20 protein-coding genes and 1 pseudogene are annotated in these 21,421 nt (G+C 72.1%); 7 read left to right on the top strand and 14 right to left on the bottom strand.

Translation table 11 applies throughout. The features are described from left to right. Positions 1-45 precede the first annotated feature (45 nt). Positions 46-546, bottom strand: a complete 501-nt coding sequence (locus AB0M62_RS03180) for a GNAT family protein (RefSeq protein WP_366072357.1) — start codon at positions 544-546, stop codon at positions 46-48. A 3-nt stretch (positions 547-549) separates the two neighbouring features. Next, complete coding sequence (locus AB0M62_RS03175; protein ID WP_366072356.1) at positions 550-1,320, bottom strand: IclR family transcriptional regulator; 771 nt, start codon at positions 1,318-1,320, stop codon at positions 550-552. A 127-nt stretch (positions 1,321-1,447) separates the two neighbouring features. Here AB0M62_RS03175 and AB0M62_RS03170 point away from each other — a divergent pair, with 127 nt between their 5' ends. The 3 genes from AB0M62_RS03170 (at position 1,448) to AB0M62_RS03160 (ending at position 4,918) form a co-directional block, all read left to right on the top strand. Further along, complete coding sequence (locus AB0M62_RS03170) at positions 1,448-2,977, top strand: aldehyde dehydrogenase (NADP(+)) (protein ID WP_366072355.1); 1,530 nt, start codon at positions 1,448-1,450, stop codon at positions 2,975-2,977. A gap of 129 nt (positions 2,978-3,106) precedes the next feature. Further along, a complete protein-coding gene (locus AB0M62_RS03165) occupies positions 3,107-3,652 on the top strand; it encodes a GNAT family N-acetyltransferase (RefSeq protein ID WP_366072677.1) in 546 nt (181 codons plus the stop codon). Positions 3,653-3,856: 204 nt separating this feature from the next. Then, positions 3,857-4,918: an aminotransferase class V-fold PLP-dependent enzyme gene (locus AB0M62_RS03160; RefSeq protein WP_366072354.1), complete on the top strand. Its 1,062-nt coding sequence runs from the start codon at positions 3,857-3,859 to the stop codon at positions 4,916-4,918. Here the strand turns inward: AB0M62_RS03160 and AB0M62_RS03155 are convergent. Next, positions 4,867-5,454: a MarR family winged helix-turn-helix transcriptional regulator gene (locus AB0M62_RS03155; RefSeq protein WP_366072676.1), complete on the bottom strand. Its 588-nt coding sequence runs from the start codon at positions 5,452-5,454 to the stop codon at positions 4,867-4,869. The genes AB0M62_RS03160 and AB0M62_RS03155 overlap by 52 nt on opposite strands. A gap of 136 nt (positions 5,455-5,590) precedes the next feature. Here AB0M62_RS03155 and AB0M62_RS03150 point away from each other — a divergent pair, with 136 nt between their 5' ends. Beyond that, complete coding sequence (locus AB0M62_RS03150; protein ID WP_366072353.1) at positions 5,591-6,658, top strand: alkene reductase; 1,068 nt, start codon at positions 5,591-5,593, stop codon at positions 6,656-6,658. Between the two features lie 371 nt (positions 6,659-7,029). Here AB0M62_RS03150 and thpD read toward each other — a convergent pair whose 3' ends face one another. The 5 genes from thpD to AB0M62_RS03125 all read right to left on the bottom strand — a co-directional run bounded on the left by thpD (position 7,030) and on the right by AB0M62_RS03125 (position 11,565). Further along, positions 7,030-7,920, bottom strand: coding sequence for an ectoine hydroxylase (thpD, locus tag AB0M62_RS03145; protein ID WP_366072352.1), 891 nt, complete (start codon positions 7,918-7,920; stop codon positions 7,030-7,032). A 2-nt stretch (positions 7,921-7,922) separates the two neighbouring features. Continuing rightward, entirely contained in the window at positions 7,923-8,327 is a 405-nt protein-coding gene (locus AB0M62_RS03140; protein WP_366072351.1) for an ectoine synthase, read from the bottom strand. A gap of 53 nt (positions 8,328-8,380) precedes the next feature. After that, complete coding sequence (ectB, locus tag AB0M62_RS03135) at positions 8,381-9,649, bottom strand: diaminobutyrate--2-oxoglutarate transaminase (protein ID WP_366072350.1); 1,269 nt, start codon at positions 9,647-9,649, stop codon at positions 8,381-8,383. Between the two features lie 50 nt (positions 9,650-9,699). Then, a complete protein-coding gene (gene ectA, locus AB0M62_RS03130; RefSeq protein WP_366072349.1) occupies positions 9,700-10,194 on the bottom strand; it encodes a diaminobutyrate acetyltransferase in 495 nt (164 codons plus the stop codon). Between the two features lie 258 nt (positions 10,195-10,452). Further along, positions 10,453-11,565 carry an aminotransferase class V-fold PLP-dependent enzyme gene (locus tag AB0M62_RS03125; protein ID WP_366072348.1) on the bottom strand — a complete coding sequence of 371 codons (1,113 nt, stop codon included), beginning with the start codon at positions 11,563-11,565 and terminating at the stop codon, positions 10,453-10,455. Positions 11,566-11,665: 100 nt separating this feature from the next. Here AB0M62_RS03125 and AB0M62_RS03120 point away from each other — a divergent pair, with 100 nt between their 5' ends. Both AB0M62_RS03120 and AB0M62_RS03115 read left to right on the top strand, forming a co-directional pair. After that, a complete protein-coding gene (locus AB0M62_RS03120; RefSeq protein ID WP_366072346.1) occupies positions 11,666-12,757 on the top strand; it encodes an amidohydrolase family protein in 1,092 nt (363 codons plus the stop codon). A 309-nt stretch (positions 12,758-13,066) separates the two neighbouring features. Continuing rightward, positions 13,067-14,014, top strand: coding sequence for an SCO1860 family LAETG-anchored protein (locus AB0M62_RS03115; RefSeq protein WP_366072345.1), 948 nt, complete (start codon positions 13,067-13,069; stop codon positions 14,012-14,014). 125 nt (positions 14,015-14,139) lie between these two features. Here the strand turns inward: AB0M62_RS03115 and cobC are convergent, their stop codons facing one another. Genes cobC through cobM form a run of 6 tightly spaced genes read right to left on the bottom strand, consistent with a single transcriptional unit; the run spans position 14,140 to position 20,589 of the window. Further along, positions 14,140-15,195, bottom strand: a complete 1,056-nt coding sequence (gene cobC, locus AB0M62_RS03110) for an Rv2231c family pyridoxal phosphate-dependent protein CobC (RefSeq protein ID WP_366072675.1) — start codon at positions 15,193-15,195, stop codon at positions 14,140-14,142. Continuing rightward, positions 15,179-16,117, bottom strand: coding sequence for a sirohydrochlorin chelatase (locus AB0M62_RS03105; protein ID WP_366072344.1), 939 nt, complete (start codon positions 16,115-16,117; stop codon positions 15,179-15,181). The genes cobC and AB0M62_RS03105 overlap by 17 nt, the downstream gene beginning before the upstream one ends. Continuing rightward, complete coding sequence (locus AB0M62_RS03100; protein WP_366072343.1) at positions 16,114-16,701, bottom strand: precorrin-8X methylmutase; 588 nt, start codon at positions 16,699-16,701, stop codon at positions 16,114-16,116. Before AB0M62_RS03100 ends, AB0M62_RS03105 begins: the two co-directional genes overlap by 4 nt. Beyond that, on the bottom strand, positions 16,698-18,512 hold the full coding sequence (gene cobJ, locus AB0M62_RS03095; RefSeq protein WP_366072342.1) for a precorrin-3B C(17)-methyltransferase: 1,815 nt from the start codon (positions 18,510-18,512) through the stop codon (positions 16,698-16,700). Before cobJ ends, AB0M62_RS03100 begins: the two co-directional genes overlap by 4 nt. Further along, entirely contained in the window at positions 18,509-19,762 is a 1,254-nt protein-coding gene (cbiE, locus tag AB0M62_RS03090; RefSeq protein WP_366072341.1) for a precorrin-6y C5,15-methyltransferase (decarboxylating) subunit CbiE, read from the bottom strand. Before cbiE ends, cobJ begins: the two co-directional genes overlap by 4 nt. Further along, the gene (gene cobM, locus AB0M62_RS03085; protein WP_366072340.1) at positions 19,759-20,589 is read right to left on the bottom strand and encodes a precorrin-4 C(11)-methyltransferase; all 831 of its coding nucleotides are present in this window, start codon (positions 20,587-20,589) and stop codon (positions 19,759-19,761) included. Before cobM ends, cbiE begins: the two co-directional genes overlap by 4 nt. Before the next feature lie 103 nt (positions 20,590-20,692). Here cobM and AB0M62_RS03080 point away from each other — a divergent pair. Continuing rightward, a pseudogene (locus tag AB0M62_RS03080) lies at positions 20,693-21,419 on the top strand (ZIP family metal transporter). Positions 21,420-21,421 lie beyond the last annotated feature (2 nt).

Genomic DNA, 21,421 nt, shown 5'->3' with positions numbered 1-21,421 from the left:
CCCCAGCTGGTGCGAGAGGCCCTCAGGCCCGGACGGTGAGTCGCCTCAGACCGGGAGGGTGAGGACGACCTCGTCGATCTCCTCGCCGCGCGCGTTCGCGAAGCCCTTGTCGTGCCCGGTGACGACGAACCCGCACTTCTCCAGCACCCGGATCGAGCCGGTGTTGTCGGCCGCGGCGCGTGCGTGCAGCGGCCGGTCCGGTACGAGCGCGAGCAGGGCCCGCAGGGCCGCCGAGGCCAGCCCGTGGCCCCAGTGCTCCCGTCCGATCCAGTAGGTGACCTCGCGCTGCTCAGGCGGGCCGAAGACGGCGGCATGGCCGATGATGATCTCGTCGGCGCCCTCCGGACCGAGCGGATCGGCCCCCACGACCGTGCGCACGGTGACCTCTGGATTGCCCCGGATTCGCGCCCAGTGCGTCGCGAAGTGTCCCCGGTGCGCGGGGTCCTCGTGGGTGAAGGCGGCCATGCGGTTCGCCACCGGGTCGTTCAACTGGCCGAAGAAGACCGGCAGATCGCTGTCGCGCACCTCGCGCAGGGAGATGTTCACCGGTCAGAGCCTACGGGTCGCGAGGGTCAGGCGGTCGCGGGCGTCGAACAGCGCGTCCTTGATCATCTGTTCATGGGCGGGCGTGAGCCGGGCCACCGGCACCGAGCAGCTGATCGCGTCGCGGGCCGGCGTGCGGTACGGGATCGCGATGCCGAAGCAGCGCAGACCGAGGGTGTTCTCCTCGCGGTCCACCGCGTAGCCCTGCTCGCGGACGGTGTGGAGCTCCTCGATGAGCTTCTCGCGGTCCGTGATGGTGTGCTCGGTGAGCGGTTGCAGGATCTCCGGCAGCATCTTGCGGATCTGCTCGTCGGTGTAGGTGGCGAGCAGCGCCTTGCCGAGCGAGGTGGAGTGCGCGGGCAGCCGGCGGCCGACCCGGGTGAACGGCCGCAGATAGTGCTGGGACTGGCGGGTGGCGAGGTAGACCACGTTCACGCCGTCCAGCCGGGCGAGGTGGATCGTCTCGGTAGTGTCGTCGGACAGCCGGTCCAGGGTGGGGCGGGCGGCGGTGACCACCTCGTCACCGTCGATGTACGAGGTGCCGACCAGCAGGGCGCGTACGCCGATGCCGTACCGCGTACCCGTCGCGTCCGTCTCCACCCAGCCCAGCTCCACCAGGGTGCGCAGCAGCATGTAGAGGCTGGACTTGGGGTAGCCGACGGCTTCCTGGACGGCCGCGAGACTGTGCATGCCGGGCCGCCCGGCGAAGTACTCGAGCAGCTCCACCGTCCGCACCGCGGACTTGACCTGTGCCCCACCCGTATCCGCAGTCGTCATTGCCCTTGCCCCTCTTGTCAACGCAGAACGCCCGGAAATAGAGTCCCCGGAAACATTCATCATCAGGAACTCTGTTCAGAATACCGAACGCGCCTGATGGGTGACAGAGGAGCCGGGAGGACCCGCGGTGACAGCAGCACCAGTCTGGAGTGTCGACCCCCGAACCGGGAAGCCGCGCGAGCAGGTTGCCGTCGAATCCACACCGGGGGAAGTGGACCAGGCGGTACGCGCCGCGCACGCCGCCCGGGGCGCCCTCGCCGACCGTACGGTACGCGCCGCACTGCTGCGCGCGGCCGCGGGCCTCCTCGACGAGGCCGGCGAGCACGTGATCGAGGCGGCCGACGCCGAGACGGCTCTCGGCCCCGGCCGGCTCACCGGCGAACTCGGGCGCACAACCTATCAGTTGCGGACCTTCGCCGACATCGTGGAGGAGGGCGCGTTCCTCGACGTACGCATCGACCACGCCGACGGCACTCTCGTCCCTCCGCGCCCCGACCTGCGCCGCTGCAAAGTGCCGCTGGGCGTCGTCGCCGTCTACTCCGCCAGCAACTTCCCGCTCGCCTTCTCGGTGCCCGGCGGCGACACCGCCAGCGCGCTCGCCGCGGGCTGCCCGGTCGTCGTCAAGGCACACCCCGGCCATCCCGCGACCTCCGAGCTGTGCGCCTCCGTGCTGCGCCGGGCAGCCGCCCGGGTGGGGCTGCCGGAAGACGTGGTCTCGGTCGTCCACGGCTTCGACGCGGGCGTCGAACTGGTCCGGCACCCCCTGGTGTCCGCCGCCGGATTCACCGGTTCCGTACGAGGCGGGCGGGCCCTCTTCGACGCTGCGGCCGCCCGGCCCGTTCCCATTCCCTTCCACGGCGAACTCGGCTCCCTCAACCCGGTCGTGGTCACCGAGGCCGCCGCCGCGGAGCGCGCCGAGGAGATCGGCGCCGGGCTGGCCGGCTCGATGACGCTGGGCGTCGGCCAGTTCTGCGTCAAGCCGGGCCTTGTCCTGGTGCCCTCCGGTGCGCACGGCGACCGGCTGGCCAAGTCGCTCACCGAAGCGGTCAGCGAGACCGAGGCCGGCGTGCTGCTCGACCACCGGATGCGCGACAACTTCGTCGCCGGGGTACGGGAGCGGGCCGCGCTTCCCGACGTCGAGGCCCCGGTCACCCCAGGAGCGGGCGGCGAGCACACCGTCGGCGCCGGGTTCCTGACCGTACCGGCGCAGCGCCTGGCCGGCGGTGCGCACGATCTGCTGCTGGAGGAGTGCTTCGGGCCGGTCACCGTGGTTGCCCGCTACCGGGACGAGGACGAGATCACCGCCGTGCTCTCCCGGCTGCCCGGCAACCTCACCGCCACCGTCCACCTCTCCGCCGCCGAGGCCGGGGGAACGGAGGGCAGCGGCGCCGCACTGGTCGCCGCACTCACCCCGCTCGCCGGCCGGGTGCTGGTCAACGGCTGGCCCACCGGCGTCGCCGTCGCCCCCGCGCAGCACCACGGCGGCCCCTACCCGGCCACGACCTCGACAGCCACCTCCGTGGGCGGCACGGCCATCGAGCGCTGGCTGCGCCCGGTCGTGTACCAGGGCATGCCGCAGGCCCTGCTCCCGCCGGAGCTGCACGACGACAACCCGCTCCGCCTGCCGCGGCGCATCGACGGCCGTCCGGAGAGCTGAGCGGCGGGCCGGCAGGTCTCCGACGGGCCGGCCGGCCCGTCGCGCGGCGTGCGGGCGATGTCCGGGACCGCCGCGCGAGGGGAGCTGAGCTCTGCAACCGGCGGCGCCGCGGACGGCGTCCCCAACCGCGTGATCAGAATCGCCACCGCCGCGGACCTCGACGCCATCGCCGATGTGCACACCCGGGCCCGCGCCACCTATTACCGCGGCCACATCCCCGAGGAGGACTACGCCGGACCGGGCGAGCTGGCCAGAACCCGGCAGGGCTGGCAGCGGGCCCTCGCGCGGGGCGACGGCAGTGTGCTCTGCGCGGAGCAGGGCGGGACGGTCGCCGGCGTCGCCGCGTACCGCGCGATCGATGGTGCCATGACCCTCACCCAGCTCCATGTGGACCCCGACCGCTGGAGCCGGGGCCTGGGCGGCGCGCTGCACGGCGCCTGCGTCGAGGAGTGGCGCCGGGCCGGGGTCACTGCCGCGCGCCTCGAGGTGTACGAGCACAATTTGCGCGCCCAGTCGTTCTATGCCAAGCACGGGTGGCGGCCGGACCCCGACGCTCCGCGCGCCCCGGACTCAGCGCATCTCGCACTGCGGCTGGGTGTCGGACGCCCAGGGGAGCGGGGCGGCACCCGCGAGGAGCTGGTCTCCGAGTTCGGGGTCAGCGTGTACGTCGACTGAGCCGGCCGCACCGCACGCCTGCCCCACCGCACGGGCATGGTCACGGGCCGGGCAAGGCGGTGTCGGCCAGCCGGGCGAGCCGCCCGCGACGCGGACGGCTCGTGCGAGGCTCCGCAGGTCAGCGTCCATGCATAAGCGGTGCTTGGGGGTTTCCGTCAATCAAACGCAATGGACGGGGAGTCGGTTAGACAGCAGAGTGGGGGCATGGAACCCCTTTCTCTGACTGACGTGGCAGCCGCCGAGTTCGCGCCCGGCAGGACGTACCTGAACACCGCCAGCTGCGGCCTGTTGCCGAGGCGTACCGCCGCGGCGGTCCGGGCGTTCGCCGACGACGCCGTGGCCGGCAGTGCCGCCTCGCTCGGCAGTCTGGACTCCTTGACCGCCGCCCGCGCGGCCTTCGGCCGCCTGATGGGTGTCCCGGCCGAGCGGGTGTCCACGGGCTCTGCGGTGGCCACACACGTGGGGCTGATCGCCGCCTCTCTGCCGGAGGGGGCGGAAGTCCTGGTTGCCGAGGGCGACTTCAGCTCGGTGGTCAATCCGTTCGCGGTGCGCCGGGATCTCAAGGTGCGGCTGGTGCCGCTGGATTCGCTGGCAGAGTCGGTGCGCCCCGGCACCGCACTGGTCGCCGTCAGTGCCGTGCAGTCGGCCGACGGGCGGATCGCCGACCTGCCCGCGATCCGGGCAGCGGCCGCCGCCCATGGTGCCCGTACGCTGGTGGACGCCAGCCAGGCCGCCGGCTGGCTGCCGCTGAACGCCGGCGATTTCGACTACACCGTCACCGGCGGCTACAAGTGGCTCCTGGCCATGCGCGGGGCTTCCTACCTGACGGTGACCGAGGAGGCCCAGGAGTCACTGGTGCCGATCCACGCGGGATGGTTCTCGGGGGAGAACCCCTGGGAGTCGACGTACGGCCCGGTGGAGGAACTCGCCCACTCCGCCCGCCGGTTCGACGAGGCCCCCGCTTTCGTCGCCTACCACGCGGCCGAGCAGTCGTTCGCCCTCATCGAGGGGATCGGGGTCGAGCGCATCCACGGCCACAACACCGCCCTGGCCGCCCGCTGCCGCGCCGGACTCCTGGAGCTGGGGCTCGCGCCCGTGCCGGGCGAGTCGGCGATCGTCTCGGTGCCCGGACTCGCGCACCGGCAGGAGGACGTGGCACGGGCGGGCATCCAGACCTCCGCCCGTGCCGGGAACCTTCGCGCGGCGTTCCACTTCTACAACTCGGCCGCCGATGTGGACCGGCTGCTGGACGTGCTCTCCGGCTGAGCCGCCGGCCCGGCCGCCGGGCCGCCGCGCGGCTGCGGGCAGCCCCTCGTATCGGTGCAGAGGTTGTCCTCGACTCTGGCGAGCAGCCGGGCCAGTTCCCTGCGCTCCCCGTCGTCGAGGCCCGCGAGGGTGAGCTCCTCCAGCCCGGTCCAGGCGCGCTCGACGTCGGCGAGCAGGGCGCAGCTGCCCTCGGTGGCCTCGACGAGCACGGCCCGGCGGTCCGAGGGGTCCGGGCAGCGCCGCACATGACCGGTCTGCTCCAGGCGCTGGAGCATTTTGGTGACGGTCGACGGGTCGAGGTCGACCGACTTGATGAGATCGGACTGACGAACAGGCCCGGCTTCCCACAGGTGCATCATCAGGAACTCCTGCCCGGGGTAGAGGCCGAGCTGTTTGAGCAGTTTTCCGGCGGCGATCCGGTGCAGCCGCGCCACCCGGGACACGGCGTGGCTGACCGGGCCGCCGCGGGCGGAGCTCGGCAGCCCGGTACAGGCGGGGTCTCCCTGTGCTGCCTTGGGGCCGGTGGGGCCGGTCATGGCGGACTCCTCGAGGTGGTGCGGCGACTGCCGGTCGGGCATCTCCCAAAACTTTACCTTGGTCGGCCAAGCAATGCGTTACAGTGGCACTCGGCCCGATTACTTGGCCGACCACATAAATCTCTTGGGGGCTCCCATGACCACCGCATTCGATCCGATCGACCTGGGCGGCGCGGCCCTCGCCAACCGCATCGCCATGGCCCCGATGACTCGCTCCAGGGCGTACGGACCGGGGAATTCCCCGACCGGCTCGACCGCCGCTTACTACGCCCAGCGCGCCTCCGCCGGCCTGATCATCACCGAGGGCGTCCAGCCCTCGGTGGTGGGCCAGGGCTATCCGGACACCCCGGGACTGCACAGCGACGAGCAGATCGCTGCCTGGCGCAAGGTGACTGACGCCGTACACGCCAACGGTGGCCGGATCTTCGTCCAGATCATGCACACCGGCCGCATCGGCCACCCCGTACTGCTGCCCGACGGCCTGGTCCCGGTCGGCGTCTCGCCGGTCGCCGCCGAGGGGCAGGTGTACACGCATGAGGGGCCGAAGCGGTTCATCACGCCGCGCGAGCTCTCGAACGCCGAAGTGCGGGCGACCATAGACGACTTCGTCTCCGCCTCCCGCAATGCCATCGAGGCCGGCTTCGACGGCGTCGAGCTGCACGGCGCCAACGGCTACCTGATCCACCAGTTCCTCGCCCCCAACACCAACCTGCGCACCGATGCCTGGGGCGGCTCCGTCGAGAGCCGCATCCGCTTCGCCGTCGAGCTCACCAAGGCCGTGGCCGCGGAGATCGGAGCGGACCGGACAGGACTGCGGATCTCGCCGGGCAACCCGTACAACGACATCGACGAGCCGGAGGCGGAGCCCACCTACACCGCACTGGTGGACGCCATCGAGCCGCTCGCTCTCGCCTATCTGCACATGGTCGAGGCCGGCCCGGAGGCCCGGGAGCTGGCACTCGCCCTCCGGAAGCGGTTCACCGGCGCCTTCATCCTCAACCCGGCGACCGAGGGTCCCACCGGCGCCGACGCGCTGGGGCTGATCGAGGACGGCACCGCGGACATCGTCGCCTTCGGCGCCCTGTTCCTGGCCAACCCGGACCTGCCGGCCCGGCTCGCGTCCGACGGCCCCTACAACACCCCCGATCCGGCCACCTTCTTCGGCGGCGACGACAAGGGCTACCTCGACTACCCGACCGTGTAAGGCAGTTGTCCGGCCGGACAACGCCCGTCGGCAGGCGCCGACCGATCGGGGGCCCGCTGACAGTGATGTTGCAGTGGCGCTGGTCTCACCGTTGGCTCGACGTTGACAACGAGTCGCTGTCCGCCTGCGGACGGGCAACTACGGGGAGGGTTCGTACCGTCCATCGGTGAGATCACGCTCGAAGACGGCAGCGCCGTTCTGGTGGAGGTCCCGGACAGCGAGGACGGTGCGCTCGTCCCCTCTTCTCCCTCAGCGGCGCGCCGACCGGCGATCTGGGCAAGGACGGGAAGTCGCCCGCTCAGATCACCGGGCCGGACACCTGGTCGCTGCCCCTCACCCCGCAGAGCCGGCTGGACCGGATCTGCGACGGGCTAGCTGACGGGAGTGAAGTCCCGCGCTCCGATGAAGTCGGGCCGCCGCACGGGCGCCGCGAACGGTTCAACCGCCTTGTTCTCCACGCTGTTGAAGACGATGAAAACATTGCTGCGCGGATACGGGGTGATGTTGTCGCCCGAGCCGTGCATGCAGTTGCAGTCGAACCAGGTTGCCGAGCCGGGCTTGCCGGTGAAGAGCTGGATACCGTGCTGCTCCGCCATCGCCGTCAGGGCTTCGTCGGACGGGGTGCCGGCGTCCTGCATCTTCAGCGACTGCTTGTAGTTGTCCTTCGGCGTCTCGCCCGCGCAGCCGAGGAACGTACGGTGCGACCCCGGCATGATCATGAGGCCGCCGTTGGTGTCGTGGTTCTCGGTCAGCGCGATCGAGACGGACACGGTCCGCATGTTCGGCAGGCCGTCCTCGGCGTGCCAGGTCTCGAAGTCGGAGTGCCAGTAGAACCCGGAGGCCCCGAAGCCCGGCTTGACGTTGATCCGGGACTGGTGGACGTACACGTCCGAACCGAGGATCTGCCGGGCGCGGTCCACCACGCGCGGATCACGTACCAGCTCCGCGAAGACCTTGCTGATCCGGTGGACCTCGAACACCGACCGGACGGCCTGGGACTTGGGCTCGATGACGGAGCGCTCGTCCGCCCGCACCGCCGGATCGGCGATCAGCCGCTCCAGCTCGTCGTGGCAGAGCGCGACCTCGTCCGGCGTGATCAGCTGCGGGACCGCGGCGAAGCCGTCCCGCTCGAAGCCGGCCAGCTCGGACGGCCGGAACGGCCCAGGGGTACCCGGGCCCTGCCACACCACCGGGTCCTTGCGGGGGACGGTCACTTCGGTGGCACCGCGGGTCGGGTAGAGGTCGGTCAGTACGGCGGTCATGGTCAGCCCTCCTCGGACTCGGTCAGCAGCGGGTAGACGCCGTTCTCGTCGTGGTCCTCCCGTCCGGTGACGGGCGGGTTGAAGACGCAGACACAGCGGAAGTCGGTCAGGGGGCGCATGGTGTGGCGCTCGTGGCCGTCCAGCAGGTACATCGTGCCGGGCTCGATCCAGTGCGTCTCACCTGTCTCGTCGTTGGTGAGTTCGGCCTCGCCCTCGACGCAGAGGACGGCCTCGATGTGGTTCGCGTACCACATCGACGTCTCGGTACCCGCGTACAGAGTGGTCTCGTGCAGCGAGAATCCGACCCGTTCCTTGGCGAGGACGATGCGCTTGCTCTCCCAGGTGCCGGACGCGGCCTTCACATGGCGCTCGGTTCCTTCGATGTCCTTGAACGATCGGACGATCACGGTGGGTGTTGCCTTTCTGTGTACGGGTGCTGAGCTGTCGTGTGCCGCGGGGTTTACGCGGTCTCGCGGACCGAGCGGGCCAGGATCCGCAGGCCCTCGTCCAGCTCCTCGGGCGTGACGGTGAGCGGCGGCAGCAGTTTCACCACCTCGCTCTGCGGGCCTGAGGTCTCCAGCAGCAGACCGAGTTCGAAGGCGCGGGCGCAGACGGCCGCGGCGCGCGACTTCTCGGTGAACTCCATGCCCCACACCAGGCCGCGGCCCCGGTACTCGGCGCCGAGCCGGGTGTGCTCGTCGCAGATGGCCAGCAACGCCTGCTCGACCTGCTCGCCGCGCGCGATGGTCTGCTTCTCCATCTGCCCGTCGGCCCAGTAGGCGTCGAGCGCGGCGGCGGCGGTGACGAACGCCGGGTTGTTGCCGCGGAAGGTGCCGTTGTGCTCGCCCGGCTCCCAGATGTCCAGTTCCGGCTTGAACAGGCACAGGGACATCGGGAGGCCGTAGCCGCTGATGGACTTGGAAAGCGTGACGATATCCGGGGTGATGCCGGCCTCCTCGAACGAGAAGAACGCGCCGGTACGGCCGCAGCCCATCTGGATGTCGTCGACGATCAGCAGCATGTCGCGACGACGGCACAGGTCCGCGAGCGCACGCAGCCACTCGGGCCGGGCCACGTTGATGCCGCCCTCGCCCTGCACCGTCTCGACGATCACGGCGGCGGGCTGGTTGAGCCCGGAGCCCTGGTCCTCCAGCAGCCGCTCGAACCACAGGAAGTCCGGCGTGCGGCCGTCGAGGTAGTTGTCGAACGGCATCGGCGTGCCGTGCACCAGCGGGATGCCGGCGCCGGCCCGCTTGAAGGCGTTGCCGGTGACGGCCAGCGAGCCCAGCGACATTCCGTGGAAGGCGTTGGTGAAGGAGACGATCGACTCGCGGCCCTTGACCTTGCGCGCCAACTTGAGCGCGGACTCGACGGCATTGGTGCCCGTCGGGCCGGGGAACATCACCTTGTACGGCAGGTCGCGGGGGCGCAGCACCACGTTCTGGAACGACTCCAGGAAGGCACGCTTCGCGGTGGTGGCCATGTCCAGGCCGTGGGTGATGCCGTCGCGCTCCAGGTAGTCGATGAGCGCGCGTTTGAGCACCGGGTTGTTGTGGCCGTAGTTGAGTGAGCCGGCACCGGCGAAGAAGTCGAGGTACGTGTGGCCGTCCTCGTCGTGGAGGCGGCTGCCCTGAGCCCGGTCGAACACGGCCGGCCAGCCGCGGCAGTAGCTGCGGACCTCCGACTCCAGGGTCTCGAAGACGCTGAGGGCGGGCGGGGTGATGGTCACCAGGTTCTCCTGTTCGTGGGGGGTTTCGTGCGGGGCCGTCGTGCGGGCTGTCAGGCGGCGATCGGGCCGATGCGGTACAGCACCTCCGGCTCGTGCCCCCCGTCGGGGAACAGTCCCGCGTCGAAAAGGACCTCACGGCTCACGGAAGCCCCGCGCCGTTCGGCGTAGGAGGTGAACAGGCGCTCGGAGGCCGTGTTGTCCGGGGTGATCGTGGTCTCGATCCGGTCGACCCCGTGGGAGCCGGCGACCTTCACCGCCAGGTCCTCCAGGAGTGCGCCGGCCAGGCCGCGCCCGCGGTGCCCACGGTCCACGGCGACCTGCCAGACCACCAGGGTCCGCGGGCTCTCGGGGCGCACGTAGCCGGTGATGAAGCCGACCGGCTCGCCGTCCGCACGGCGCGCGACCGCCGAGGTCGCGGCGAAGTCGCGGCACCACAGCAGATAGCTGTAGGAGGAGTTGAGGTCCAGGGTCACGGAGTCGCGCGCGATTCGCCACATCGCGGCGCCGTCTTCCACCTTCGGAGTGTCGATATGCGCTGCGGTCATGGGGTGCGAATTTAGCGAGCGAATTCGGAAATCGCATCCGGCGTGGGGGTTACGAAAGAATCCGTGCTGTGTTATCACGCGGGCGTGAGGTGGGGGCGTTTTGCCCGAAAATTACCGGGCAAAACGCCCCCACTGTGGAGTCGGTCACACGCCCGTGGACGTTGTCGAAATCTTGGTGTTTACGGATGGAGAACCAGGGCAGACGTGAATAGCGGGGAAGCGGCCAGGAAATTCACATTTCCCGGTGTCGGAAATTCGTTAATTCGACGCGCTCAGCCAGGTTTCCGAAATCACCTTTCGGGCAAAATCGAGATCCGCCGTGTGCCCGTGGCGCCCGAGTGCGGTGCCGAGCGCCGCCAGTGAGGCCTGCACCACGTCCTGGGCCGCGTCGGGGCCGTAGTGGTTGACCCGGATCATCTCCCCGGCCAGTGCACCGCCGCCCGCGGCCAACGGCAGCGACGGGTCGGCGGCCAGCGCCGCGGCGACCACCTCCGACGCGTCGACGCCGGCCGGCGTACGCAGGGTCGTGGCCACGGGCGCCGCCTCGGCCGCCACGCCGACGAACGGCGCGAGGCCGCAGCCGAGAGCCGGAGCACCCGCCCGGGTGGCTGCCGCGGCCGCCGCGTGCCGGTTCATCACCGCAGCCGGTCCCTCGGTCTCGATCCGCTCCAGGCAGGCGTCCAGGGCCAGCATCTCCAGCTGCGCCGGCGCGTGCAGCAGTGCCTTGCGGCCGCTGTCGATCCAGCGCTCCTTCCAGTCCAGCAGCGAGAGGTAGGACCGGCGCGGAGCCTGCGGGTTGGCGGCGAACCGGGCCCAGGCGCGGTCGCTCACCGATACCGCCGAGACCCCGGCCGGCCCGCCCATCGCCTTCTGTGCGCCGATCACGCACAGGTCGACGCCCCACGCGTCCGGCAGCAGCGGCTCGGCGCCCACCGAGGCGACCGCGTCCAGCATGAACAGGGCACCGTGGGCCCGTACCACCTCACCGATCTTCGCGACCGGGTTGGTGTTTCCGGTCGCCGCCTCCGCATGGACCAGGGACACGAAGTCGATCTCCGGGTGCTCGGTCAGCGCCTTCCCCACCTGCTCGGCGGAGACCGCCGTGTGGAAGGGCACAGCCAGGTCGACCACCGAGGCACCGCAGTCCCGCAGCCAGTTGCCGAAGGTCTGCCCGTACGGACCCGTGACGACGTTCAGCGCGGTCGAGCCGGGCCGGGCGCCGCTGCGGATGCAGCCCTCCAGGGGGAGCAGCGCCTCGCCCTGGGTGACGACCACGTCCTGCTCGGTCGAGAGCAGTGCGGCCACACGCCGCTCGATCGACGCGAAGTGCGCGGCGGTCAGAGGGGCCAGGTCCAGAAGGGGGTGCGTCACGGCGGTGCTCTCTTCGCGGTGGGTTCTTCGGGTGCGCGCGGTTCATGGTTTGTCCGGGCTGCTGGGCCGAGGGTACTCACGGCCTCGTAGAGTGCCTGACATGAGCGATCAGCCGGTGCTGCATGTCAGGGGTCGGGTGCTGGTGGGCCCTGAGGAGGTCAGGGACGAGCTGTGGGCCGTCGGCGGCCTGATCTCGTACGAGCGGCCCATCGGCGTGCGCGACGTGACCACGGTCGAGGGGTGGGCGCTGCCCGGGCTGGTCGACGCGCACTGCCATGTCGGCCTCGACCACCACGGCCCGGTCGACGACGCGACCAGCGAGAAGCAGGCGCTCACCGACCGGGACGCCGGCACCCTGCTCATCCGGGACGCCGGGTCGCCGTCGGACACGCGCTGGATCGACGGCCGTGAGGACCTCCCGAAGATCATCCGCGCCGGGCGGCACATCGCCCGTACGCGCCGCTACATCCGCAACTATGCCCACGAGATCGAGCCGGACGACCTCGTCGAGTACGTCGCCCACGAGGCGCGGCGGGGTGACGGCTGGGTCAAACTCGTCGGCGACTGGATCGACCGGGACGCAGGCGACCTGACCGCCTGCTGGCCGCGGGAGGCGGTCGAGGCGGCCATCGCCGAGGCGCACCGGCTCGGCGCCCGGGTCACCGCGCACTGTTTCGCCGAGGAATCGCTGCGCGACCTCGTCGAGGCGGGCATCGACTGCATCGAGCACGCCACCGGCCTCACCGAGGAGACCATCCCGCTCTTCGCCGAGCGCGGCGTCGCGATCGTGCCGACGCTGGTGAACATCGCGACCTTCCCGCAGCTCGCGGCGGGTGGTGAGGACAGGTTTCCCCGCTGGTCGGACCATATGCGCCGGCTGCATGCGCGCCGGTACGACACGGTCCGCGCGGCTTACGACGCGGGCATCCCGGTCTTCGTCGGTACCGATGCCGGCGGCTCCCTCGCGCACGGCCTGGTCGCGGCGGAGGTCGCGGAGCTGGTGAAGGCCGGCATCCCACCGCTGGACGCGCTGTCGTCGACGGCGTGGGCCGCACGCGCGTGGCTGGGCCGCCCGTCGCTGGAGGAGGGCGCACCTGCCGACCTGGTGGTGTACGAGGAGGATCCGCGGGCGGATGTCCGGGTGCTGGCGGCGCCCCGGGCGACCGTGCTCAACGGCCGGATCGTCGGCTGAGCCGCAGGACGCGCTGGGTTGACGGAGCGTTACTCGCGGCTGGACGCTCTCGTTGAACCTTCCCATGCGTGCCCGGCGTGACTGCCGGGGCGCGCGCCCTTTGTCCGTTGCGGGGGAGACGTACGGGAACCCGCGTGCCAGCAGAATCGAATACGAGCGCGGAAACCGCACTTTGGAGTGAACTCACGCCAGGTTGCTGACCGTTCACTCTCCGCGCGTAAAGATTTCGGAGTCGACGCCGTCGGCGTCCGCGATGTCCCCCATCGGCGGCGCCGGCGGCTCCATGTCTCCTGTGGGGGTTCCACCACCGTGAACAGCAACACCTTCCGCATGCCCGCACGCCGTTGCGCCTCCGCCGTCGCGGCCGCCGCCCTGGTCGCCGGTCCGGCGACCCTGACGGCCGCGGCCCCCGCCCACGCCACCGACGGGGACGGCTCCGGCGGTGACGGCAGAGCGAGCGCCGTCGTGCTGCGGACCGGGCTCGATGTCTCCCTGCTGAACAAGACCGTCCAGGTGCCGCTGAAGGCCACTCTCAACGAGGTGCACGCCCCGGCGAGCGCCGAGAAGACCGCGCTGGCGGTCACCCTGGAGGGTGTCGACCGGGGGAGGCCCTTCCAGGTGCTGCGCGCGGACGTCGCCACCGCGAAGGCGACCGCCGACAGGCACCGGGCGGAGGGCTACACCAACATCGTCAAGGCGAGGGTCCATGTGCCCGGGCTGCCGTTGCTCTCTCTGATCGAGGTGGAGAAGGTCACTTCGAAGGCCGTCTGCGAGGCGGGCAGGCAGCCGGTCGCCGAGTCGAACGTGCTGGGCGCGGTCACCGTGCTGGGCAAGCGGACGACACTGACCACGGGCGGTACGACGACCGTCGAGGTACCGGGCGTCGGCGAGGTGCGGCTCGACCTGTCGGAGACGCGAACCACGTCATCCACCGCGGCGGCCACCGCGCTGCGGCTCAAGGTGTCGGTCAACCCGCTGAAGCTGAACGTCGCCGAGGTCGACGGTGAGGTGACACTCGCAGAGGCGACGTGCGCCTCGCCCAAGGCACCCGCCGAGCAGGAGCAGGAGCAGGAGCAGGAGCAGGAGCAGGAGGCCTCCGGGGTGGAGGCCCAGTCGGAGGGTGCCGTGCCGGCCGAGGAGTCCCTCGCGGAGACGGGTGGCAGCTCCACGACGCCGTACGTCGCGGGCGGCGCGGTCGTGCTCGTCGCGGTCGGCGCCGCAGGACTGGTACTGGCACGCGGCCGCGGCAAGGTCTGACCGCCCGGGGTGCACCTGCCCCGCCACCCGCCACCCCGCCACCGCCACCCCGGCGTCGCGGGCGGCGGGATGGCGGGGTCCCGCGAGCGGCCGCTCGGCGTGGCCCCGCCAGCTGCCGTGGGAAGTCAGCGTTCCGACAGGACCAGGGCCTGGTCCAGGGCCTGGAGGAAGCGGCCTGTCGTCGTTCGGTCGCGTACGGCCAGGCGCAGCCACTGCGGGCCCAGGCCCGGGAACGTGTCGCCACGCCGGACGGCGAAGCCCAGGCCGCGCAGCCGCTCCCGTACCGCGTACGCCCGTGCCGTCCGGATCAGTACGAAGGGTCCCTCCGCCTGCTCCACCACCCGCACCTCGTCGAACTCGGCCAGTCCAGCCAGCAGATGCGCCCGGTCGGTCGCGATCCGGTGTGCGGCGTGCGCGGCCTCGGCCAGCGCCGCCGTGGTCACACACGCCTCGGCGGCCGCCAGCGCGGGCGCCGAGACCGGCCAGAGCGGCTGCGCCCGCTCCAGCGCGGCGACGGTCTCCGGCTCGGCAAGCACGTAACCGATCCGCAGACCCGCCAGCCCCCATGTCTTGGTGAGGCTGCGCAGGACCACCAGTCCCGGCACGTCCGTCCGCGCCGCCAGCGCCTCGCGCTCACCCGGCACCGCGTCGATGAACGCCTCGTCCACCACGAGGGTGCGCCCCGGGCGGGCCAGCCGGGACAGGGTCCGTGAGGGATGCAGTACGGACGTCGGGTTGGTCGGGTTGCCCACCACCACCAGATCCGCGTCCTCCGGCACGGCCGCCGGATCGAGCCGGAAGCCGTCCCGCTCGGCGAGGAGTACCCGCCTCACCGTGTGTCCCGCCTCCCGCAGCGCCGCCTCCGGCTCGGTGAACTGCGGGTGCACGACGACCGGCCTGCGCACCGGAAGAGCACGCGCGATCAGCACGAACGCCTCCGCCGCGCCGGCCGTCAGCAGCACCCGGTCCACCGGCAGCCCGTGCCGCCCCGCGACCGCCGCCCGCGCCGCCCGTCCGTCGGGGTAGGCGGCAAGGGTGTCCAGGGACGCGGCGATGCGCTCCTTCAGCCAGGCCGGGGGAGTCCCGGCCCGTACGTTCACCGCGAGATCGGTGAGATCCCCACCGCGCACCTCCGCGTCCCCGTGGTGACGCAGGTCGTGGGCGTCAGTGGGCGTGTGCATGGCCACTGTGGTGCTGGTGAGGTCCGCCGTGTCCGTGCCCACCATGACCGTCGTCGTCCGGATGGAAGTGCGGCTGCTGAGGCAGGCCCACCTTGTCCTCGAATCCCGGCATCGCGATCCGGTAGACACAGGAGTCGCAATTCATCCGCAGATCCCCCTGTACGGCCTCGCGGTAGCGCTCCATCACCAGGCCGAGCAACTCCTCGGTGGGACCGATGACATCGGCCGACAGCACCTCGGTCCCCGGGTGCGCCGCAGCCCATTCCGCCGTCTGCGTACGCACGCGGTCCGGCAGGATGCCGGTGAAGAGGAAGTACGGCAGGACGACGACGCGGCCCGCCCCGAGCTTCACGCACCGGTCGAGCCCCGAGGGCACGTCGGGCGCCGCCAGCGACACGAAGGCGGTCTCCACGCCTGCATAACCGCGCCCCTCCCACAGCAGTCGCGCCGCCTTGTGCACCTCGGCGTTGGCGTCCGGGTCGGTGGAGCCCCGGCCGACCAGCAGCACGGTCACGTCCGAGCGGTCGGCGTCGCCGGCCGCGCGATTCCCGAGGACCTCGCCGACGCGCCGCTCCAGCACGGACAGCAGCGCCGGGTGCGGGCCCAGCGGGCGGCCGTAGGAGTACGAGATGGCGGGGTGCCGCTCCTTCTCGCGGGACAGCGCCGCCGGGATGTCGCCCTTGGCGTGTCCGGCCGACACCAGCATCAGGGGGACGGCCGCGAAGCGCCGCACCCCACGCTCGACCAGCTCCGTCACGGCCTCGCCGAGCGGAGGCGGAGACAGCTCGATGAAGCCGCCCGCGACGGGCAGTTCGGGGTTGCGGCGGCCAAGCTCCCGTACGAAGTCGCGGAAGGCCTCGGCTCCCGCTTCGTCCCGGGTGCCGTGGCCTGCGATGAGCAGTGCGGGGGGCGGGGTGGTCACGCGTTCTCCTTGGTGCTGAGGGGGGTGTAGAGCAGGGCGTTGAGCGCGGCCGCGGCGACCGCCGAACCGCCCTTCTCCGAAACGTTGCTGACTGCGGGCAGGCCGCTCTCACGCAGCGCGGCCTTGGACTCGGCCGCTCCGACGAAGCCGACCGGCAGGCCGATGACGAGCGCGGGCGCCGCGTCGAGGACGAGCAGCTCCTCCAGTGCGGTGGGTGCGCAGCCGATCACCCAGACCGCGCCGGGCCCGACCTGTTCGTACGCCAGCCTGATCGCGTGCGCCGAACGCGTCAGTCCGGGGCCCGACTCGGCCTCCTTCAGCCGGCACACCGACTCGCGGCGGGTGATGCCCGCCGCGACCATCTCGACATCGGCGACCACGGGCGCGCCGGCGTGCAGCGCGGTGTGGGCCGCGCGCAGCGTGGTCTCGTCGCAGACGAGGTCGTCCGCGTACGCCAGATCCGCGCTGGAGTGGATGACACGCTCGACCACCGCCCGGGTGAGCGGAGGGAAGTGCGAGGTGTCGATGCGGGTCCGCAGCCTGCGGAACGACTCCTGCTCGATGGGGTGGACGACCCTGGTCACCGTGCTCCCTCCGACTGCCACCGGTAGCCCCGGGGCGTCACCATCCGGCCCGCGATCTCCCGCGTGGCCGTGTTCCCGACGGTCACCACCGTCATCATGTCCACCGTCGTCGGATCGAGTCCCGCGAGCGTGGTCAGCCGGCTGCTCTCGTCCGGGCGGGACGCGTTCCGTACGACACCCACCGGGGTGGCGGGCGCGCGGTGCTCGGCGAGAATGCCCAGCGCCTTGGGCAGTTGCCAGTCACGGCCGCGGCTGCGCGGGTTGTAGAAGGTCACCACGATGTCCGCCTCGGCCGCGGCCCGTACGCGCCGCTCGATGACCTCCCACGGCGTGTGCAGGTCGGAGAGACTGATCGACACGTGGTCGTGGCCGAGCGGCGCACCGAGGATGGCGGCGGCCGCGAGGGCGGCGGTCACCCCCGGGACGCCCACCACGTCGATGTCGTCGGCCGCCTCGGCGAGCGCGGGCGACGCCATGGCGTACACACCCGCGTCGCCCGAGCCGATCAGGGCGACGGCGTGACCCCTGCGCGCCTCGGCGACCGCGGTTCGGGCCCGCTCCTCCTCGGCGCCGAGGCCGGACTCCAGGATCGTGGTCCCGGGCCGGAGCAGGTCGCGGATCTGGTCGACGTACTGGTCGAGCCCGACCAGCACCGAGGCGCTCCGCAGTTCCTCCCTGGCGCGTGGGGTGAGCAGGTCCCGTGCTCCCGGACCGAGGCCGACGACGGCCAGCCGGCCGCGCGGCGCCCGCCGCACGACGGCGCAGGTGGCCATCGCGGCACGCCCCTCGGGCGCCGACTTCCGCTTCGGTACCAGCAGTTCGCCTCCGCCGGCCAGGGCGGCGGCCTCAGCGACGGAGGGCGTCCCGACGGCGGCGAGTGGAGCCCCGGACGGGTTCGGCACCGCGATGCCGGCCAGCGTCCCGGCGTCGTACGTCCTGACCGGCACGCCGAGGCGGGCGGCAGCCCCGACGATCCCGGCCTCGCCGGCTTTGGCGTCCACGGTCGCCAACTCCACGACGGAGTCCGCGCAGAGCCCGGCGTCACGCAGGGCGCCCTCGATGAGCCCGAGCACCTCGTCGACGGGCGCCTCCTTGCTGGCGCCGACCCCGACGACCAGCGACGGCGGCCGCACGACGGCCTCCCGCTCACCGAGCGGAACAATCCGGTCGGTGACCCACAGCGTCGCGCCGGCCGCCGTCCGGCCGCGCTCGTCGTGGGCCGCTTCCCGCGCGGCAACCGGCGCGTCGCCCGACTTGGCCTCCTCGGCAGCCTCAGCCCTTCCGGGGTCCTGAGCGGCGGAGCCTTCCGGCGACTGCACCACGTTCGGCGGCAGTGGGGGCAGGGGCCAGATCGCGTCCGCCCGCACGGCCACCCGCTCGCCGTCCAGGATCGCCCGCGTGACCGCGGCCACCGCTCCCTCCACCGGGCGGCCCAGCGTGTCCAGCCCCGGAACGCCCGTCGCGTCCGTCGCCGTCGTCACCACCGGGGCGCAGCCGAGGACGTCCCCGACCGCGTAGGCGAGGTCGTTGGCCCCGCCGCCGTGGCCGCCCAGCAGGGCCACCGCGTAGCGCAGGGACTCGTCCACCGTGACGACACCCGGGTCGGACGACTTGCCCGCGAGCAGCGGCGCGATCAGCCGGACCGTCGCCCCCGTCGCGAGAAAGCACACCAGCTGCTCGCACTCCGCGAAGGCCCGTTCCACGGCCTCCCGCACCGGGCCTTCGTAGACCCGGCTGCGGCCGGACCAGGCCGCGGCCACCCGGTCGCGGGCGACTGCGCCGGCCGCCGTGGCGGAAATCAGGCCGATCACTCGACTGCTCCTTCGATTGCCATGTCCGAGGGGCGGTTGCCCCACAACAGAAAGACGGGATTCGTGGCGGCGAGCCGGTGCACGTCACCGGGCAGCGGCGCGAGCCGCGACGACTGCAGCAGTACGCCGCCGGCCACGAACCCGGCGCCGGACAGCGCGCTTCGCACCGCGGGCACCCTGTCCAGCGCCGCCATGGCGACGACCACGCTGCGCCGGGCCCGCCGGGCGCAGGCAGTGACGATCGAGGGCAGTTCCCGGCCGCCACCGCCGATGAACACCGCGTCCGGGTCGGCGAGATCGGACAGGACCGTGGGAGCCGCACCGTGCACGATCCGCACGTCCACCTCGTGGGCGGCCGCGTTGGCCCGGATGCGCCCGACGCCGTCCGCGGTCTTCTCGACCGCGACCACCGCCGCGCCGAACCGCGCGCACTCCACGGCCACCGACCCCGATCCCGATCCGATGTCCCACACCAGGTCGCCCAGGCGCGGGCCAAGGCGGGCCAGGGCCAGGGCCCGCACCTCGAACTTGGTGATCATCGAGTCCCGGTGGGTGAACTCGTCCTCGGCCAGGGCCCATCGGGACGGGACGGGCCGCGGGCCGGCGATCGTCCGTACCGGCGACAGCGCCCGCGACTCGTCGAGGCACACCACCACGCTCACGCCGGCCCAGTCGCGGGCGGCGGCCTCGGCCGGCGACACCCGCTCCAGGCGCTCGTGCTCCGGATCACCCAGCGCCGAGGCCACCACCATGGTGCGGTCCACCGTCCGGCGGACCAGTTCGGCTCCCAGTTCCGCGGGCCCGGCTCCGGGACCGGTGAGTACGGCGGTCTTGGGCTGGGCCCGGCACACATTGACCGCGGTCCGCAGGTCCCGCCCGTGTGCGCTGACCACCACCGCGTCGTCCCAGGGCAGTCCGAGCCGCGCGAAGGCCACCGCCACCGACGCGACCCCCGGCCGGACGTCGAGCGCGTCCACCCCGAAGCGCTCGGCCAACGCCCGTACGACGCCGAAGAATCCGGGGTCGCCGGAGGCGAGGACCACAACGCGCGGGCCGTCCTTCGCCAAGTGCTCCTCGATCGCGTCGAACGCGGGAGCCAGCGGCCCGAGCACCACCCGCGCGGCGCGCTCCGGCACCCCGGCGGCGTCCAGATGCCGCTGTCCGCCGACCACCAGGGTGGCGGCGTCCAGCGCGGCGCGGTCGCGGCCGGCCGGCGGGGCGCCCGTTCCCGTACCTATGACCGTGATCACGAATCGGCCTCCTGGGCGCCCCGCGCCGCGCGCAGCGACTTGCGGGCCGCCGGATCGGCCTTCCGGAAGCCGTGGAAATGGCCGGGGTGGTAGAGGTGCGAGCGCGTGCCCGAGGCGGACAGGGCCGGACCCACCAGGAACAGCGTGTGCTTCCAGAGCTTGTGCTCCTTGACCGTCTCCTCCAGCGTGCCCAGCGTGCAGCGCAGCACCAGCTCCTCCGGCCACGTCACCTGGTAAGCGACGACCACCGGGGTGTCCGTCGGATAGCCGCCCTCCAGCAGTTCGGCCGTCAGCTGCCCCGACCGGGCCGCCGAGAGGAAGACGGCCATGGTCGTGCCGTGCCGGGCGAACTCCCGTACCTCCTCGCCGGGCGGCATCGGCGTCTTGCCGCCACCGAGACGGGTGAGGATCACCGACTGGGCGACCTCGGGGATGGTCAGCTCCCGCTGGGCTATCGCCGCCACGGCCGAGAACGACGACACGCCGGGCACGATCTCGACCTCGACACCGAGCGCCGCGCACCGGTCCACCTGCTCCTGTGTGCCGCCCCACAGGGCCGGGTCGCCGGAGTGCACCCGCGCCACGCGCAGACCGTCCCGTACCGCCCGCTCGTACACCGCGACGACGTCCTCCAGCGACATCGCCGCCGAGTCCAGGATCTCCGCGCTCTCCCGGGCGTGGTCCAGCACTTCGGCCTGCACCAGGCTCGCGGCCCAGATGACCACATCGGCGTCGGCGATGGCTTTGGCGGCCCGGAACGTCAGCAGGTCGGCGGCGCCGGGTCCGGCACCGACGAAGGTCACTTTGCCGGTGGGGGCAGCGGCCATGAGCGGGGGTCCTCTCGGGTTTTCCGTCGGTCCGTGTGCACGGGGTCAACGGGATGGAACGCGGATGTGCGGAAGGAGGGTCGGGTCAGGTAAGCAGGGGCGCATGGCGGTGATCGTCGCGCTCGGCGCGTTCCTGATGACGCTGGCGGGCGGGTGGACGGCGCGACGCGTCACCGACCGCCGCCATCTCGTGCTCGGCCTGGCGGGCGGACTGATGCTCGGCGTGGTCGGACTCGACCTGCTGCCGGAGGCGATGGAGGCGGCGGGCGACCCCGTCTTCGGCGTACCCGCCGCCCTGTTGCTGTTCGTCGGCGGCTTTCTCGTGGCGCACGTCGTGGAACGGCTGCTCGCGGTGAGGCAGGCGGCGCACGGGCGCCGGCCCGGGCGAGCGAGTACCGCAGGTCGGCCTGACCGCAGCCGCGGCGATGGTCGGGCACAGCCTGATGGACGGCATCGCTCTCGGCGCGGCGTTCCAGGTGGGCGGCGGCATGGGTGTCGCGGTCGCGATCGCGGTCATCACGCACGACTTCGCCGACGGTTTCACCACGTACACGCTCACCAGCCTGTACGGGAACGACCGTCGCAAGGCCGCGCTCATGCTCCTCGCCGACGCCCTGGCGCCCGTCGTCGGCGCCGCGTCCACCGTGCTGTTCACCCTTCCCGGGGACCTCCTCGGCAGCTACCTGGGTTTCTTCGGCGGTGCGCTGCTCTACCTCGCCGCCGCGGAGATCCTTCCCGAGGCGCACCACGACCATCCGGCGCTCTCCACCCTGCTGTGCACAGTCGCGGGAGTCGCCGGAATCTGGCTGGTGGTGGGCGTCGCGGGCTGAGC

The sequence above is a fragment of the Streptomyces sp. NPDC051219 genome, assembly GCF_040682335.1.
In the GTDB taxonomy this organism is placed as follows: Bacteria; Actinomycetota; Actinomycetes; order Streptomycetales; family Streptomycetaceae; genus Streptomyces.
The sequence above is the reverse complement of the archived record's forward strand: the minus strand, read 5'-3'. Positions and strand labels throughout refer to the sequence as shown.

Coding starts and splice junctions, on each gene's coding strand:
- AB0M62_RS03175 (WP_366072356.1), bottom strand. CDS start 1,320: ATGACGACTGCGGATACGGGTGGGGCACAGGTCAAGTCCGCGGTGCGG.
- ectA (WP_366072349.1), bottom strand. CDS start 10,194: ATGACCGCAGCGCATATCGACACTCCGAAGGTGGAAGACGGCGCCGCG.
- thpD (WP_366072352.1), bottom strand. CDS start 7,920: ATGACCGCCGTACTGACCGACCTCTACCCGACCCGCGGTGCCACCGAA.
- cobM (WP_366072340.1), bottom strand. CDS start 20,589: ATGGCCGCTGCCCCCACCGGCAAAGTGACCTTCGTCGGTGCCGGACCC.
- AB0M62_RS03150 (WP_366072353.1), top strand. CDS start 5,591: ATGACCACCGCATTCGATCCGATCGACCTGGGCGGCGCGGCCCTCGCC.
- AB0M62_RS03160 (WP_366072354.1), top strand. CDS start 3,857: ATGGAACCCCTTTCTCTGACTGACGTGGCAGCCGCCGAGTTCGCGCCC.
- AB0M62_RS03155 (WP_366072676.1), bottom strand. CDS start 5,454: ATGACCGGCCCCACCGGCCCCAAGGCAGCACAGGGAGACCCCGCCTGT.
- AB0M62_RS03120 (WP_366072346.1), top strand. CDS start 11,666: ATGAGCGATCAGCCGGTGCTGCATGTCAGGGGTCGGGTGCTGGTGGGC.
- cobC (WP_366072675.1), bottom strand. CDS start 15,195: ATGCACACGCCCACTGACGCCCACGACCTGCGTCACCACGGGGACGCG.